The organism is Streptomyces sp. NBC_00299 (assembly GCF_036173045.1).
Lineage (GTDB): Bacteria > Actinomycetota > Actinomycetes > Streptomycetales > Streptomycetaceae > Streptomyces > Streptomyces machairae.
This window is the reverse complement of record NZ_CP108039.1, coordinates 5,332,785-5,347,429: the sequence shown is the minus strand read 5'-3', so window position 1 is coordinate 5,347,429 and position 14,645 is coordinate 5,332,785. Positions and strand designations below refer to the sequence as shown.

The window sequence follows — 14,645 nt, the reverse complement described above, 5'->3', positions numbered from 1 at the left end:
ACTACAGCTGGGTGGGCTGGCGCTCGGTCAGGCCGTACTTCTTGGCGATCGTGTTCCACAGCTGCGCGGCCGTCTTCTTCTCCGTGCTGGCGGTGCCGCTCGCGCGGTTGCCGGCCTGGGTCTGACCGGTGGAGCGGGCCTGCCCCTTCTTGCAGAGCTGCCCCTTCTTGGCCGCCACCTGGTCCGCCCACGCCGCGTAGTGGTTGTCGGCGGACGCCGACGCCTGCCACGCTTTGTTCAGCGCGCTGGTCAGCTCGGTGTGACTCGGGAGCTGGTCGACGGAGAGCTTGGACAGGTCCGTGACCAGCTGGTTGCGCTGCTTGGCCGCGCCCCGCAGGTCCGTGGCGGCCTGAGGGAGGTTGCTGCAGGTCTTCACAGCGGCCACCGCGTTGATCACGGCGGTACGGCTGTCACCGCTGTCGGCCAGCAGCTTGTCCAGGGCGACCGCCTGCTGCTCGGCCGGATCGTCGGTCGGCGACGCCGAACCCTCGGTCGCCGGGGCCGTGGCGGAGACGGGCTTGTTGTCGTCGGCCTTCGGATCGTCCCCGCCCCCGGCGGCGAGCATCGCGCCCGCACCGATGCCGAGGACGACGATCCCGACACCGATGGCCGCGATGAGCGGCACCTTGGATCCCGTACGGCCGCCGCCGCGGCCTCCCCGGCCGACGTCGTCGGTGCCCGGGCCGGACGGACCGGGCGGGAAGTACCCCGACTCGTGCCGGCCCTGTGGCTGCGGCTGGTGCTGCTGGATGCGCGGCATCTGCTGGGTGGCACCGGCCGGGGCCGCACCGCCCGGCTCGCTGCGGAAGAGGTTGTCGAAGTCGGACAGCGGCTGCCGGCCCTGCCCCGCCTGCGGCGCCCCGCCCGGCTGACCCGTCACCGGCGGGATGAACTGCGTGGCGTCGGCATCGCTCCCGGCAGCGGCCGGCATCGGCCCGGCGCCGCCCTGAGGACCGCCGCCCTGCCGGACCCGCCCCAGGACCTGCGTGTGCTCGCTGGGCGCCTCGGGCGGCAACGCCCCGGGCGCCACCGGCGGGATGTACTGCGTCGCCCCTTCGTCGGCGGCGGGTGCGGCGACGGGCGGTATGTAACGGGTGGCCTGGTCGTCCGCGCCCCCAGGGGCGGCGGCGACCGGCGGTATGTACTGAGTGGCGCCCTCGTCGGCCGGAGGCATCGGCGCCCCGTAGCCGCCCGAACCGGCCTGCGGGTAGGGCGCGCCGGAGCCCTGGGCTCCGTACTGCGCGCCCGGGTCACCGTGCCCGGCGGACGGCAGAGCACCGCCCTGGCCGGGAGCGCCGTACGCCTGCCCGCCGGCGGGCGGCAGCGGCGCGCTCGCGTACCCCTGACCGCCCGCGGGCGGCAGCGGCATCGACGACGGATCGCCGTGCCCGTACGGCTGCTGCGGCGCGGGCGGCTGCGATCCGGCCGGGTCGCCATGGCCGTACGACGGCGCGCCCTGCACGCTCCCCGAGACATCCGGCGCAGCGCCCCACTGCTGCGGGGGCGGCGACTGGTACTGCTGTTCCTGCCCGCCCCAGGACTGGTCGGGCGGGGCGCCCCAGGCCTGGCCGGGCGCGGCCGGCGGCGGGGCCGGGTGCTGGTTCTGGTCGGGTCCCCACGGGGTGCCCCAGGCCTGTCCGCCGGGCGGTGCCGAGGGCGGGGGTGCGGTCGGCGGCGCGGCCGGTACCGAGGCCGGCCGGCCTGCCTGCACGCCCGTCATACCCGGCAGCAGCGGCTCACCACCGTCCGAGGGCAGCACGATGCCTTCGCGCGCGGGTCGCGCCGAGGGCTCCTCGCCCCGTCCACTCTGCGTCACCGGGACTCCTACTAATGGGGGACCTTGTGAATCGTCGGGTCACGCTACCGGCTCCGCCGAGCCGGGTGCCACGCCGCCCAGGACGTGACCTGGGTCCCTGTGACCGCCGTAACAATTCCGGGCCCCCATCCGCTATATACGTCCCCCTTTCGTCACCGGCACCTTCATTTCCCTGCCGTTCACGCCCTGGTACCCCGCGGTTTCACGCCGCCGCCGGAAGGTCCAGCCGCGCCCCGAACTCCCTGACCACGGGCTCGTCCCGGTACGGCTCCAGGCGCTGCTGGAAGTCCTCCAGATACTCGGCGCCCCGGTTGGACCGCAGGGTCTCCAGCAGCTCCACGGCCTTCAGGCCGGTGTGGCAGGCCTGCTCGACCTCGCGCTGCTGCACCTGTGCTGTGGCGAGCAGCACATAGCCGATCGCGCGGCGCCGCGCCTTGGTCTCCGGGAGGCCGGCCAGCGACTCCGCCGCGCGCCGCGCCGCCGCCTCGGCCTGGCCGAGGTCGCGGTGGCAGTGCGCCAACTCGTCGGCGAGATAGGCCTCGTCGAAGTGCGCGATCCACGCCGGGTCGTCCCCGGACTCCGGATCCGCCGTCTCCAGCGCCGTCACGGCACGTCCGGACGCCACCTGGGCGGCCCGTGCGTCGCCCATCAGCGCATGCCCTCGCGCCTCGGCCGCGTAGAACATCGCCTCGGCGCGCGGCGTCACGCGCCCCCGCGCCCCCTCCTGCGCCGCCCTCGCGAGCTGCGAGATCTCCCGCGGGTTCCCGAGCTGAGCGGCGAGGTGGCTCATGGAGGCGGCCAGCACATACCCGCCGTACCCCCGGTCCCCCGCCGCCTGCGCCAGCCGCAGCGCCTGGATGTAGTACCGCTGGGCGAGTCCCGGCTGCCCGGTGTCGATCGCCATGTACCCGGCGAGCTCGGTCAACCGCGCGACGGCGGCGAAGAGTTCCCGCCCGATCGCCTCCCGGTACGACCCGGCCAGCAGCCCGGAAACGACACTGTTCAGGTAGTGCACGACGACCGGGCGCACATGCCCGCTGCCGTACTGGTGGTCCAGGTCGACGAGCGCCTGTGTCATCGCGCGCACGGCCTGCACATCGGACTGCCCCACCCGCGGCCCCGCCGAGCGCGCCACCTGTGAGTCGGGCGACGAGATCAGCCAGTCGCGGCTGGGCTCGACCAGTGCGGACGCGGCGACGGACGAGCCGGACAGGAAGTCCCGGCGCCCGACGTCGCTGCGCCACAGCTCGCAGACCTGCTCGATGGCCCCCAGTACCGTCGGCGAGAACTGGAGACCGACGCCGGACGCGAGGTTCTTGCCGTTGGCCATCCCGATCTCGTCGATCGTGACCGTACGGCCCAGCTTGCGGCCGAGCGCCTCGGCGATGATCGCCGGTGCCCGTCCCCGCGGCTGCTGTCCCCGGAGCCAACGGGCCACGGACGTCTTGTCGTAGCGCAGATCGAGTCCGTGCTCGGCACCGCACATGTTGACCCGGCGGGCCAGCCCGGCGTTCGAGCAGCCCGCTTCCTGGATGAGTGCCTGCAGCCGTTCGTTCGGCTGTCGCGCGACGAGAGGCCTTGCGGCCATGGCGTACCCCCTGTGGCTGCGGTGCCTGCCCACGCACCGAGTTGATGTGTCTTTCACCACCGAATCCGAGCCGGGGCACTGGCTGTGCACCGCGAAATTCCGGCCGTGAAGATCAATGCCCCGTCGACATACCTAAAATGCGAGGCTTGTGAGGATTGCCGGGGTAAAGGCGGAAGCCGACCCCACAGTGGGCTACCCAGCTCCGGCCACGGATCCTCCCGCGCGCCCCCACACGTGCACCCATGCGCCCCAGATGAGGAATCAATGCTCCTCCCCCGCGCGCGCGACGCCCGTAACTACAGGTGGGTGCGGGAGTTGTGTTCAGCGTGGAAGAGACGATCCCGGCCACCGAAGCCGCACAGATCCCGAAGCAGCGCGGCGAAACGCTGCTGGAGACCGCCGTTCGCTATGCCGAGGAGCGTCACTGGGACGTGTTCCCCGGGACCTGGCTGGAAGCCGCGGACGGGGTGCAGCTGTGCTCCTGCGGCGACACCGCATGCCCCGCGCCCGGCGCGCACCCCGCACGCCCGGACTGGGCGACGCAGGCGACCGGGAGCGCCACGGTCGCCCGTCGGATGTGGCAGAAGCAGCCGAACGCGTCGATCCTGCTGCCGACGGGGCGCACCTTCGACGCGATCTCCGTCCCGGAGACGGCCGGGTTCCTCGCCCTGGCCCGTATGGAGCGGATGGAACTGACGCTGGGGCCGGTGACGTTGACGCCGGACCGCCGGATGCACTTCTTCGTGCTGCCGGGGGCGTCGGTGAAGGTGCCCGAGCTGGTGCGCAAGCTGGGCTGGTCCATCGGGTCGCTGGATCTGGTCGCGCTCGGAGAGGGCGCGTGGGTCGCCGGGCCGCCGACTCGGTTCGGGTCTCGGGGGGCTGTGCAGTGGGCCTGCCGGCCCACGCCGGCCAATCGGTGGCTGCCGGATGCGGAGGAGTTGATCTCGCCACTCGCGTATGCCTGCGGCAGGGATCGGTAACGCCTGCATGTCTGCCTGATTGAGGTTCGTCGGTGGCTGCGGGTTCGTCGCGGCTGGTCGCGCAGTTCCCCGCGCCCCTTAGGGTTGGCCTCCATGACGTCGGCCGTAAGTGTGCGTGGGCTCTGGAAGCGGTTCGGGCAGCAGGTCGCTGTCGCCGGTATCGATCTGGATTTGCCCGCTGGGAAGTTCATCGGGCTCGTGGGGCCCAATGGCGCCGGGAAGACCACGACCCTCTCCATGGTGACCGGGCTGCTCAGGCCCGATCAGGGGTCCGTCGAGGTCGTCGGGCACGACGTGTGGCGGGACCCCGTCGAGGTGAAGGCACGGATCGGGGTGCTGCCCGAAGGGCTTCGGCTCTTCGAGCGGCTCTCCGGGCGGGAGTTGCTCGCGTACTCGGGGCGGCTGCGCGGGCTCCCCGGCGCCGAGGTCGACAAGCGGGCCACCCAGCTGCTGGACGTACTCGATCTGGCGGGGGCCCAGCACAAACTGGTCGTCGACTACTCGACCGGTATGCGCAAGAAGATCGGCCTCGCGGCGGCGCTGCTCCACAATCCCGAAGTGCTGTTCCTGGACGAGCCGTTCGAGGGCGTCGACCCCGTCTCCGCCCAGACCATCCGGGGCGTCCTGGAGCGCTACACCGCCTCCGGCGCGACCGTCGTCTTCTCCTCCCACGTCATGGAGCTCGTCGAGTCGCTGTGCGACTGGGTCGCCGTGATGGCCGCCGGGCGCATCCGGGCCCACGGCCCCCTCGCCGAGGTCCGCGGCGACGCGGCCTCGCTGCAGCAGGCGTTCCTCGAACTCGTCGGCGCGAACGCCCGCGACACCGGGTCCGACCTCGACTGGCTGGGCGGGGCCCGATGAGCACCGCCGTGACCGGAGTCGTCGTACGGCTGAAGCTGTCGCTGCTGCGGAACGGCCTGCGCCAGTCCGGTGGCCGGCGGGCCGCCTACATCGCCTCGGCCGTCGTGGTCCTCCTCTTCGCGGCGCTGCAACTCCTCGGCCTGATCATGCTGCGGGGCACCGCGCACGCCGACTCCGTGGTCGTCCTCCTGGTGGCCGTCCTGGCGCTCGGCTGGGCCGTGATGCCGCTGTTCTTCCCCGGCGGCGACGAGACCCTCGACCCGACCCGGCTGGTGATGCTGCCGCTGCGCCCCCGGCCCCTGGTGCGGGCACTGCTCGCGGCCTCCCTGGTCGGCATCGGCCCCCTGTTCACCCTGTGCCTGTTCACCGGTTCGGTGATCGCCCTCGCGCGGGGCGGACCGGCGTACGTCGTCGCAGTGATCGCCGTCGTGCTGGCCCTGTTGGTGTGCGTGGCGCTCGCGCGTGCCGTTGCCGCGGCCAACCTCCGGCTGCTGACCAGCCGTAAGGGACGCGACCTGGCGGTGCTGAGCGGGCTGGTCATCGCGATCGGGGCGCAGGTCGTGAACTTCGGTGCACAGCGCCTGGGTTCGTCGGGACTCGCCCAGCTCGATCCGGCGGCGGATGTGCTGCGGTGGGTGCCGCCGGCGTCCGCGATCGGGGCGGTGGAGTCGGTGAGCGAGGGGAAGTACGGGGCCGGCCTCCTCCAACTTGCCCTGAGTGCGGGCGCGTTGGTGGCCCTGATCGCCGTATGGTCACGTCACCTGACCCGGCTGATGACGTCCCCCGACGGCTCCACGCTCCAGGCGGCCACGGAGTCCGCCGTACGCGAACGGAACTCGACGGGCCTCGCCCGCCTCCTCCCGCCCGGCCGCACCGGCACTGTCATGGAACGCAGCCTGCGCTACGTCTGGCGCGACCCGAAGACCAAGGCGGCCTGGGTGACCTCGCTCGCCATCGGCCTGATCGTGCCGCTGTTCAACGCCCTGCAGGGCACCGGCTCGATCTACTTCGCCTGCTTCGCGGCCGGGATGCTCGGCATCCAGATGTACAACCAGTTCGGGCAGGACACGTCCGCGTTCTGGATGGTCGCGATGACGATCTCGTCCCCGCGGGACGCCTACGTCGAGCTGCGCGGCCGAGCCCTGGCGCTGCTGCTGATCACCCTCCCGTACGCCGCCCTCGTCACCGTCCTGACGACAGCGCTGCTCGGCGACTGGGTCAAGCTCCCCGAGGTCCTCGGCCTGTCCTTCGCGCTCCTCGGCGCCATGCTGGCGACCGGCACCTGGACGTCGGCCCGCTTCCCGTACTCCATCCCGCAGGAGGGCTACAAGAACGTCGCCCCCGGCCAGACGGGCCTCGCGTGGATCTCGATCTTCGGCGGCATGATCGCGGCGGCCCTCCTGTGCGCCCCCGTGATCGCGGTGACGATCTGGCTCAACGTGAGCGACGGCGGGGACGACTGGACCTGGCTGCTGTTGCCGGGCGGGACGGTCTACGGGGCGGCCATCACGCTGCTGGGACTACGCCTGGCGGCACCCCGCACGGCGGCCCGCCTCCCGGAGATCCTGACGGCAGTGAGCAAGGGATAGCGGGCCCTGCTGACCGAGGGGGCCTGCAACGCCCCTTGGGGGCGCGGGGCTGTATCGATATGCGGCTCCGCCGCGTGGGCGCGACAAGTCACGAACAACCCGCAGCCGCCGTCGCTCGGCACGCACCGAGCTCACAGGCGCCCGGCGTCACCCCGTGCGCACCGCGTCCAAGAAGGGCTCGATGGCCCCCCGCCATCCCTCGGGCTGGTCGTAATGCACCAGGTGACCCGCGTCGGCCACCTCCGCGTACTCCCCACGCGGCAGCACCCGCACCATCTCCTGGGCCTCGGCCCGCCCCAGCTCACCGTCCAGCCCCCGCACAACCAGCGCCGGGCACTGCACCTGGGCGAGCTCCTCCCAGTGCGCGTCGAAGACCCACGTCTCCCGCGACCGGAGCATCTGGTCCGGATCGAAAACGGGCCGCCACCCGTCCTCGCACTCGTGCATCACCTCGGCGTAGAACTCGCCCCGCGCGGGATTCGGCCGCTCGACCCAGGGGTCGTCCTCACCGAACCACTTGCGCACATCGGCGAGCGTGGCGAAGGGCACGGGCCAGGCCTTGAACCAGTCCGACCACTCCCGCTGCGAGGCCGAGCCGAGCGCGGACGCCCGCATGTCGCAGATGATCACGCCCCCCACCAGGTCGGGCCGCCTGGCGGCGAGCTGCCAGGCGGTGAGCGCGCCCATGGCATGGCCGATGAGGACGACAGGGGCGAGGCCGAGCTGCTCCAGGGCGGCCTCGGCGTCGTCGACGTACGCCTCGCGCGTGAAGGAGGCCTGCGAGGGCTTTTCGCTACGGCCGTGGCCGCGCTGGTCCAGCGCCACGGCGCGGTGCCGCTCGGAGAGCCAGCGGGCGGTGGACGTCCAGTGCGAGGCGCGGCCCATCAGGCCGTGCAGTAACAGCACACCGGGCGTGCGCTCATGCTCCCTGGCGGGGTCGGTCTTCGGAGGGTCGCCGAACTCCCAGGCCGCGAGACGTACGCCGCCCGTGCCGGTCACGTCGATGCGCCGCACCATTGGTCCTGGCACCCCCCTAGCTCCGCTCGGACCGCTCGAGCCGACCGGTCCTGTGAACCGTGTCCTGCTTGCCGTACGTGTCGTGCCTGCCGTATCTGCCGCCGCTCACGCGAGCACCACGTGCCACCTGCGTCGCACGCGTCGTGAATGCCCCCGGACGCGATGTGCATGTCCTGTGTGTCTGCCGTGATCTTATGCGCACACTCCTGAAGCGCACGTTCCGCCTGACCTGTCACCGCAGACTATCGAACTCCTATTCGAAAATACGGCTCTCGCGGCCAACACCCCTCATTCGAGTGACCCCCCTCAAGGATTGATCGCCGGCGCCGAGGGGAGATCTTCAGCGGGAGGCGGACCGCTCGGGGAAACCGGTCCGAGGGGAATGACCCTGAGAGCTCGGGGCTCCGGGTCAGCACAGGGGAGGACAGGCCCCGGCGCCATGTGGCGCCGGGGCCCTCTCCACACTTACGGCACATCCTCGCGCCCCCTCCCCGGCCGGACGCATCACTGTCGATCACGGCCCAGAGCTCTCAGGTCATATGCCTCACGCGACAGCCTCGCACGCGAATCGCCGGAGCGCTGCGATTCGACCTACTGGATCTTGGAATGGGCGAGATCCAGGATCGCCACAACTCCCGCTTATTTACCGGGAGTTACATACACGAGAAGCGAAAACGACCGGCCGTCAGCGCTTGGCGACGAAGACATGGGAGGCGACGTCCGCCTCCAGCTCGGCCGCCTCGCCGCCGCTGCCGACCAGCACGCCACCCGCCGACTCGGTCACACTCACCACGGAGCCGGGCTGCACGCCGGCCCGACGCAGCGTGTACATCAGCTGCGCGTCGGTCTGGATCGGCTCACCGATCCGCCGGACGACGACCGTCTTGCCCTCGACGCCCGGGTCGAGGTCGGCCAGCGAGACCATGCCCTCGTCGAGGAACGGATCGGCACCGTCCTTCTCACCGAGCTCCTCCAGACCGGGGATCGGATTGCCGTACGGCGACTCGGTCGGGTGCCGCAGGAGCTCCAGCACGCGCCGCTCCACGGCCTCACTCATCACGTGCTCCCAGCGACACGCCTCGGCGTGCACCTGCTCCCACTCCAGCCCGATCACGTCGACGAGCAGACACTCGGCGAGACGGTGCTTGCGCATGACGCGGGTGGCAAGCCGCCGCCCCTCGTCCGTCAGCTCCAGATGCCGGTCGGTCGCCACGGACACCAGCCCGTCACGCTCCATCCGCGCCACCGTCTGACTGACGGTCGGCCCACTCTGGTCCAGCCGCTCGGCGATACGGGCGCGCATGGGGACCACACCTTCCTCCTCCAGCTCGAGGATGGTGCGGAGATACATCTCCGTGGTGTCGATCAGTCCGGACATACGTGCCCCTCGATTAGCTCTGCGATTAGCTCAGCCGGAAGCGAGACAGCTCCACGGCGCGTGCGCTGGCCCTGTCCTCAATTCTGCCGGATACCACTGACAACCGTGCCGCGCCGTTGAAACCAGCGGGTTACACGAGGGTATGCACCCTGCCCGCGGGCGCACCTCAGCGGCGCGGCACCCGCGTACGGCGGCACCGCCTAGACCTCGAGCGACCCGTCAGGCGCTGCGCGAACGCCCGCCGAACAGCAACGGGCCGTCGCAGGCACCCTCGCCCCACCGCCGGAGGCACACCGTATTGACACCGCACTGGTCCAGACCGCACGGTGATCCGCGACACACCCCCACCCCCGCCGACCGCCCCACCCCCGGAGGGCCCCGCATGAGCGACAGCAAGCCGGCCGACCAGTTCTTCGACGCCGCCATCGCCCTCCTCCAGCGGGCCCGCGACGAGGAGGCGGAGAACATCGAGGCAGCCGGCACCCTGCTCGCCGACACCGTCGCAGGCGGCGGCCGTCTCTTCGCCTTCGGCGCCGGTCACTCCTCGCTCGCCGCCCAGGACGTCGTCTACCGCGCAGGCGGCCTCGCCCTGATGAACCTGCTCGCGGTCCCCGGCGTAGTAGGCGTAGACGTCATGCCCGCCACCCTCGGCTCAGCCCTCGAACGCGTCGACGGCCTGGCCGGAGCGGTCCTGGACAGCTCACCTCTGCGGGACGGCGACGCCCTCGTCGTCATCTCCCTCTCCGGCCGCAACGCCCTGCCCGTGGAGATGGCCATGAAAGCCCGCGCCCTGGGCGCCAGGGTCATCGGCGTGACCTCGGTGGCGTACGCGTCGGAGACGAGTTCCCGCCACACCTCCGGCACCTACCTCAAGGACCACTGCGACATCGTCCTCGACTCGAAGATCGCGATCGGCGACGCGGAACTCACCCTCGACACCATCCCGGCCCCCTTCGCCCCCGCCTCCACGGTCGTCACCGCGGCCCTCCTCCAGGCCGTCATGGCCACGGCAGCCGCCTCCCTGGCAGGCCGCGGCATCGAGCCCCCGCTCCTGCGCTCGGGCAACGTCGACGGCGGCCACGACTGGAACGGCAAGGTGTTCGAAAAGTACGGGGACCGGATCTTCTACCGGCAGTAGCGGTCCCGATCTTCTACCGGCTTCCACCGGCAGCAGGGGCCCCGCACGGCCTAACCCCGCCCCACGACCCCCGCCAGGTCCAGAGCGGAAGCGATCCGCACCGCCACGTCCTCCGCGTACACCGCATCGCTCCGCTCGAACGCACTACGCCCGGCGCCCCGCAGAAACGTCACGACCCCCACCGTCCGCCCCCGGCTCCGCAGCACCGCACACAGCGCGTGCACCGAGTCCGCGGGCCACTGCCGCCCCACCGCCCACTCGCGCGCCTGCTCCGCCGGCATCCGGCCCGCATCGGCCCGCACCGACCCGTTCCGCGTCACGCACTGCAACGCCGGGTGCCCCTCGGCGTACCGCACCGGCAGCCCGGCCTCCCCGCCGAGCAGGCTCGGTCCTGGTGCCCCCGAGGGGGTCACGGCGACCCGAACGAGTCGTACCGGCTCCGCGGCCTCCGCATCCGGCACCGCCCCGCCCGAGACCCGGTCGATCAGCGCGTGATCGGCGAAGCCGGCCAGCGCGAAGTCCAGGTGCACGGTCGCCGCGTCCGCAGGGTCCTCGCACTCCGCGGCAGCCCGCGCGGCCCGGTGCAGCTGGTTGGTCCGGAACCGCAGCAGTGCCGCCTCCTGCTCCGCCTGCTTGGCCTCGGTCATGTCCTGGAAGAGCCAGCCCACCCCCAACGGCACCGGCTCCTCCGCGAGCGGGGAGGCCAGCCGTACGAAGCCGCACCGCCAGCACCGCCGCCGCTCGCCCTCCGGCGTCCGAACGCTCACCCAGATCTCGGCCGGCGCGGGTGGCGCGCCCTCCGCCAGCACATGCGTGAGCGCGCTCTCCAGCTCCTCCACACCCTGGGCGAGCAGATCCCCGAGCGGCCGCCCCAACACGGACGTACGGCCGATACCCAGGGCCCGGGCCGCGTGCGCGTTCACCACCGCGGGCCGCAGATCGGCGTCGACGAGGACGACGCCCCATGACGCGTCCTCGAACAACGCCTCACTCAGAGCGATCGAGCGCTCCAGATCGATCTGGGTGTGCACCTCGCTGAAGGCGCAGTACACCCCGGCGGGCTTCCCGTCGGGCCCGCGGACGGCCGCCGACTGCGTCCGTACGAGGACCCGCCCGCCGTCCTTGGTCAACAAGGCGAACTCGTGCACCTGCCGCCCCGGAGCGTGCATGGCGGACATCAGCCGCCCCTCCACCTCCTCGGCGTCGGCCTCGCGCACCGCCCACCCGGCGAACCCGTGCCGCCCCACGGCCTCGGCCGCACTCCACCCGAGGATCCGCTCCGCCTCACGGTTCCAATGGGTGACGACCCCGTCCGCGTCGAGGGCGCACAAGGCCGCGTCCATCCCGTCCAGCAGCGCGGCCAGCAGATCGGAACCGCCTGCCGAACCCTCGGAACCAGCCGACGAACCCTCCGGACCGTCCCGCTCGGGTTCGTCCGGTCCCAGCTCGTCGGTGGTCCCACTACGCCGGGAAGCACTCACCTGGACCCCCTGCCAAGCTGCGTCCGCACGTACGACGCGTCGGTTCGCTCACTCGCAATCATCTAACTGGAACGTGACGCAGCACACACCGGGTTCCCACAAGATTGAAGGAATCGTTGTGTGGCGGAAATCCTCCGCGCCCGAAGGCATCCGAAGGCCCCCGCGACGCTCGGCCCCTACGCCCCGCTTCCCCTCCTCGCACGGTTGTCATGCACGGAACGCTAGGTGACCAGCGCAAACAGGTACAGGGAAAAAAAGAGGTTGATCGGGGGCCGACGTGGTTCCTAGGGTGTGGAGCACACGAGAAGGGAGGTGGTTCGGCAGATGTATGAATACCGGACGCGTGAGGTGGCTGCGGGCTAGCGGCCCGTCACCCCACCCAGTGCGGTGCCGGACCAGCACGTGACAGATGCGTGCAGCCGGCCCAATCCCAGGCAGTCACCCGACCCGCGAGCTCGCCGGTACGTCCGGCCGGCTCCTCCGCCACGGCGGAGGAACCCGAGCTCGCGGGTCGTCTGCGTTTCAGGGGACGCGGGGCGCCCTCACGGGCTCAGGCGCTCGATGCGCCAGCTTCCGTCCTGTTCCGCCACGTACCGAAGCCGGTCGTGCAGCCTGTTTTCCCGCCCCTGCCAGAACTCCACCGCCTGCGGTGCCACCCGGAAGCCGCCCCAGTTCGGCGGCACCGGCACCTGATCGCCCTCGGGATAGCGCGCGGACAACTCGGCGTACGAGGCGTCGAGGTCGGCGCGGGTGGCGATGACGGAGGACTGGGCGCTGGCCCAGGCCCCGAGCTGGGAGCCGTGCGGGCGGCTCCGGAAGTACGCGGCCGTCTCATCGCGCCCGGTGCGCCGCGCCACGCCCGTGACGATGACCTGGCGGGCCATCGGATGCCAGGGGAAGAGCAGGGACAGGTACGGGTTCTCGGCGAGGTCGCGGGCCTTGCGGGAGTCGTAGTTCGTGTAGAAGACGAAGCCCCGCTCGTCGAAGTGCTTCAGCAGCACGGTGCGGGAGCTGGGCCGCCCCTGGGCGTCCGCGGTGGAGACGATCATCGCGTTCGGCTCGAAGAGGTGGGCCTCGGACGCGGCCTGCTTGAACCAGCGCGCGAACTGTTCCACCGGGGTGGCGGCCAGGTCGTTCTCGGCGAGGCCCTCGGCCCGGTACTGCTTGCGCATCGCGGCGGGGTCGAGGGGGGCGGCGTCTCGGTCGGTCACGCGGTCATCCTGCCGTATGTGACGGACGCCGTACGGCGCGGTGCCGCCCTTCGGCACTGCATGGCACTGAGTGCCGCATAGCCCTCCCGAAGATGACACTCAGGGACTATCGTGCTGTTGTCGTCGTGGTTGGATGACCGCCGACCGCACGGGGCATCACAGGGGTACGCCCCGGACCGCGAGTCAGAGCGCCTGACCGTGGATCCAGCAGGCGTGCGCCCCACCTCTGTCGAGTGACACGTGATCGTTCCACCCACAACCCCATCCGTCGCACACATCACGAGGAGCCGCCTGATGTCCGACTTCGTACCCGGACTCGAGGGAGTCGTCGCGTTCGAGACGGAGATCGCCGAACCGGATAAGGAGGGCGGCGCTCTGCGGTACCGGGGCGTCGACATCGAGGACCTGGTCGGGCATGTCTCGTTCGGCAACGTCTGGGGGCTGCTCGTCGACGGTGCCTTCCGGCCCGGTCTGCCGCCCGCCGAGCCCTTCCCGATTCCCGTGCACTCCGGCGACATCCGCGTCGACGTCCAGTCCGCGCTGGCCATGCTGGCCCCGGTGTGGGGGCTGAAGCCCCTCCTGGACATCGGTGAGGAGCAGGCCCGGGAGGACCTGGCCCGAGCCGCCGTCATGGCCCTGTCCTACGTCGCCCAGTCCGCGCGCGGGCAGGGCCTGCCCATGGTGCCGCAGAGCGAGATCGACAAGGCGCAGTCCGTCGTCGAGCGCTTCATGATCCGCTGGCGCGGCGAGCCCGACCCCAAGCACGTGGCCGCCGTCGACGCGTACTGGACGTCCGCCGCCGAGCACGGCATGAACGCGTCCACCTTCACGGCCCGGGTCATCGCGTCGACCGGCGCCGACGTGGCCGCGGCGCTCTCCGGTGCCGTAGGTGCCATGTCCGGCCCACTGCACGGCGGTGCCCCGTCCCGGGTCCTGCACATGATCGAGGAGATCGAGCGCACCGGCGACGCCGAGGCGTATGTGAAGCAGACCCTCGACAAGGGCGAGCGCCTCATGGGCTTCGGCCACCGCGTCTACCGCGCCGAGGACCCCCGCGCGCGGGTGCTGCGCCGCACCGCACGGGACCTGGGCGCGCCCCGCTTCGAGGTCGCCGAGGCGCTGGAGAAGGCGGCGCTGGAGGAGCTCCACAATCGGCGCCCGGACCGGGTCCTGGCCACGAACGTGGAGTTCTGGGCCGCCATCATGCTGGACTTCGCGGAGGTCCCGGCGCACATGTTCACCTCCATGTTCACCTGCGCCCGTACGGCGGGCTGGTCGGCGCACATCCTGGAGCAGAAGCGCACCGGCCGCCTCGTGCGCCCGTCCGCGCGCTACATCGGCCCGGGCCCGCGCGACCCGCGCGCGGTCGAGGGCTACGCCGACATCGCGCACTGACCCCTCACCGAGCCGCCGATCCACGGATCCCGAGCGGTGTCACGCGGAGCCGATCAGCTCCGCGTGACACCGCTCGGCCGCCGGTGAGGCCGGCTTCGGCATACGGACCGTGACTGATCCACTCCGCCAGTATGCTGGGGCGGCTGCGGCGCACCTTCCACCATCACCCGTCCCCACGTGGTGAGTTCATG

At 71.6% G+C, this 14,645-nt stretch carries 11 protein-coding genes; 5 read left to right on the top strand and 6 right to left on the bottom strand.

The genetic code is table 11. The annotated features are described in order from the left end of the window. Window position 1: 1 nt before the first annotated feature. Both OHT51_RS23785 and OHT51_RS23780 read right to left on the bottom strand, forming a co-directional pair. Window positions 2-1,816, bottom strand: coding sequence for a hypothetical protein (locus OHT51_RS23785; protein ID WP_328880936.1), 1,815 nt, complete (start codon window positions 1,814-1,816; stop codon window positions 2-4). A gap of 202 nt (window positions 1,817-2,018) precedes the next feature. Then, the gene (locus tag OHT51_RS23780; protein ID WP_328880935.1) at window positions 2,019-3,404 is read right to left on the bottom strand and encodes a transcriptional regulator; all 1,386 of its coding nucleotides are present in this window, start codon (window positions 3,402-3,404) and stop codon (window positions 2,019-2,021) included. 317 nt (window positions 3,405-3,721) lie between these two features. Between OHT51_RS23780 and OHT51_RS23775 the strand changes: the two genes are divergently transcribed. The 3 genes from OHT51_RS23775 (at window position 3,722) to OHT51_RS23765 (ending at window position 6,834) form a co-directional block, all read left to right on the top strand. Further along, entirely contained in the window at window positions 3,722-4,384 is a 663-nt protein-coding gene (locus tag OHT51_RS23775) for a bifunctional DNA primase/polymerase (RefSeq protein ID WP_328880934.1), read from the top strand. A gap of 93 nt (window positions 4,385-4,477) precedes the next feature. Beyond that, complete coding sequence (locus tag OHT51_RS23770; protein ID WP_328880933.1) at window positions 4,478-5,245, top strand: ABC transporter ATP-binding protein; 768 nt, start codon at window positions 4,478-4,480, stop codon at window positions 5,243-5,245. After that, the gene (locus OHT51_RS23765) at window positions 5,242-6,834 is read left to right on the top strand and encodes a transporter (protein WP_328880932.1); all 1,593 of its coding nucleotides are present in this window, start codon (window positions 5,242-5,244) and stop codon (window positions 6,832-6,834) included. Before OHT51_RS23770 ends, OHT51_RS23765 begins: the two co-directional genes overlap by 4 nt. Window positions 6,835-6,981: 147 nt before the next feature. On the opposite strand, the gene OHT51_RS23760 is transcribed toward OHT51_RS23765, so the two are convergent. Together OHT51_RS23760 and OHT51_RS23755 are read right to left on the bottom strand one after the other, a co-directional pair. Then, complete coding sequence (locus OHT51_RS23760; RefSeq protein ID WP_328884411.1) at window positions 6,982-7,851, bottom strand: alpha/beta fold hydrolase; 870 nt, start codon at window positions 7,849-7,851, stop codon at window positions 6,982-6,984. 685 nt (window positions 7,852-8,536) lie between these two features. After that, the gene (locus OHT51_RS23755) at window positions 8,537-9,229 is read right to left on the bottom strand and encodes a metal-dependent transcriptional regulator (RefSeq protein WP_062703554.1); all 693 of its coding nucleotides are present in this window, start codon (window positions 9,227-9,229) and stop codon (window positions 8,537-8,539) included. A 382-nt stretch (window positions 9,230-9,611) separates the two neighbouring features. On the opposite strand from OHT51_RS23755, the gene OHT51_RS23750 reads away from it, so the two are divergent. After that, complete coding sequence (locus OHT51_RS23750; RefSeq protein WP_328880931.1) at window positions 9,612-10,367, top strand: SIS domain-containing protein; 756 nt, start codon at window positions 9,612-9,614, stop codon at window positions 10,365-10,367. Between the two features lie 50 nt (window positions 10,368-10,417). Here OHT51_RS23750 and OHT51_RS23745 read toward each other — a convergent pair whose 3' ends face one another. Beyond that, on the bottom strand, window positions 10,418-11,848 hold the full coding sequence (locus tag OHT51_RS23745; protein ID WP_328880930.1) for a PAS domain-containing protein: 1,431 nt from the start codon (window positions 11,846-11,848) through the stop codon (window positions 10,418-10,420). A gap of 542 nt (window positions 11,849-12,390) precedes the next feature. Beyond that, window positions 12,391-13,059: a pyridoxamine 5'-phosphate oxidase gene (pdxH, locus tag OHT51_RS23740; protein ID WP_328880929.1), complete on the bottom strand. Its 669-nt coding sequence runs from the start codon at window positions 13,057-13,059 to the stop codon at window positions 12,391-12,393. A 294-nt stretch (window positions 13,060-13,353) separates the two neighbouring features. On the opposite strand from pdxH, the gene OHT51_RS23735 reads away from it, so the two are divergent. Continuing rightward, complete coding sequence (locus OHT51_RS23735) at window positions 13,354-14,454, top strand: citrate synthase 2 (RefSeq protein ID WP_328880928.1); 1,101 nt, start codon at window positions 13,354-13,356, stop codon at window positions 14,452-14,454. Window positions 14,455-14,645 lie beyond the last annotated feature (191 nt).

What these genes read in the sequence shown, in the direction of transcription:
- OHT51_RS23760 (WP_328884411.1), bottom strand. Translation starts at nt 7,851, where the DNA reads ATGGTGCGGCGCATCGACGTGACCGGCACGGGCGGCGTACGTCTCGCG.
- OHT51_RS23770 (WP_328880933.1), top strand. Translation starts at nt 4,478, where the DNA reads ATGACGTCGGCCGTAAGTGTGCGTGGGCTCTGGAAGCGGTTCGGGCAG.
- OHT51_RS23750 (WP_328880931.1), top strand. Translation starts at nt 9,612, where the DNA reads ATGAGCGACAGCAAGCCGGCCGACCAGTTCTTCGACGCCGCCATCGCC.
- OHT51_RS23780 (WP_328880935.1), bottom strand. Translation starts at nt 3,404, where the DNA reads ATGGCCGCAAGGCCTCTCGTCGCGCGACAGCCGAACGAACGGCTGCAG.
- OHT51_RS23765 (WP_328880932.1), top strand. Translation starts at nt 5,242, where the DNA reads ATGAGCACCGCCGTGACCGGAGTCGTCGTACGGCTGAAGCTGTCGCTG.
- OHT51_RS23755 (WP_062703554.1), bottom strand. Translation starts at nt 9,229, where the DNA reads ATGTCCGGACTGATCGACACCACGGAGATGTATCTCCGCACCATCCTC.
- OHT51_RS23735 (WP_328880928.1), top strand. Translation starts at nt 13,354, where the DNA reads ATGTCCGACTTCGTACCCGGACTCGAGGGAGTCGTCGCGTTCGAGACG.